The organism is Blautia sp. HCP3S3_H10_2 (assembly GCF_052122375.1).
Classification (GTDB): Bacteria; Bacillota; Clostridia; order Lachnospirales; family Lachnospiraceae; genus Blautia_A.
Genome location: NZ_JBQKCL010000047.1, coordinates 1 through 960 on the forward strand (window position 1 = coordinate 1; position 960 = coordinate 960).

Here is a 960-nt window from a genome sequence, read left to right on the forward strand (position 1 = left end):
GAGCAATACAGAAGAAAGTAAAGGAAAACTGGAACTGGTCAAGACAGGAGCAGAGGGAAAAGCCCTTGAGGGAGCAAAATTCGACCTGTATAAAGTTGGGAATCCGGATGAGAATTGTGGTTCCTATGTAACTGACAAAAATGGAAAGATCACAGTTGATAACGTAGAACCGGGAAGCTATTACTTTGTAGAAACAGAAGCCCCGGCAGGCTATGTAACCCCGGCTGGAACAGCTGCTAAGACAGAGACAGTAGTTGTAGAAGCAGGTCAGGCATCCGTTGTATTGTACACGATCAATGTAAGCAATACAAAGGAAAACGAAGGGAAGCTGAAACTAGTAAAAACTGGAACAGACGGTAAAAAACTTGCAGGAGCAGAGTTCGACTTATACCGTGTGGAAGATGGAAAAGCGGATACTAAGATCAATAAGGTGCCGTTAGTAACAGATGAAAACGGAATCATTGAGATCAGTGTAGACCCAGGAAGCTATTACTTCGAAGAGACAAAAGCACCGGCAGGCTATGTAACGCCGAGCAGAGATGCAGCAAAGACTGAGATTAAGACTGTAGAAGCAGGCCAGAATGAAGTTAAACTTTATATTTTCGAAATGAGCAATATAGAAGAGAGTAAAGGAAAGCTGGAACTGGTCAAGACAGGAGCAGAAGGAAAAGCCCTTGAAGGAGCAAAATTCGACCTGTATAAGGTTGGAAATCCAGATGAGAATCGTGGTTCCTATGTAACTGACAAAAATGGAAAGATCACAGTTGATAATGTAGAACCGGGAAGCTATTACTTTGTAGAAACAGAAGCTCCGTCAGGTTACGTAACACCAAGCGGTGAAGCGGCAAAGACAGAGACAAAGACGGTAAAAGCAGGCCAGAAGGAAAAGTTAACCTATACATTCGAGAAGAGTAATACGGAAGAAAGTAAAGGAAAACTGGAACTGCTGAAGACAGGAGC

The 960-nt window shown here is 43.0% G+C and carries 1 protein-coding gene; it reads left to right on the plus strand.

All coding sequences use genetic code 11. The features are described 5' to 3' along the window. The coding region (locus ACTQWB_RS18670) for an MSCRAMM family protein (RefSeq protein WP_441502920.1) at positions 1-960 on the plus strand (960 nt) is incomplete at both ends.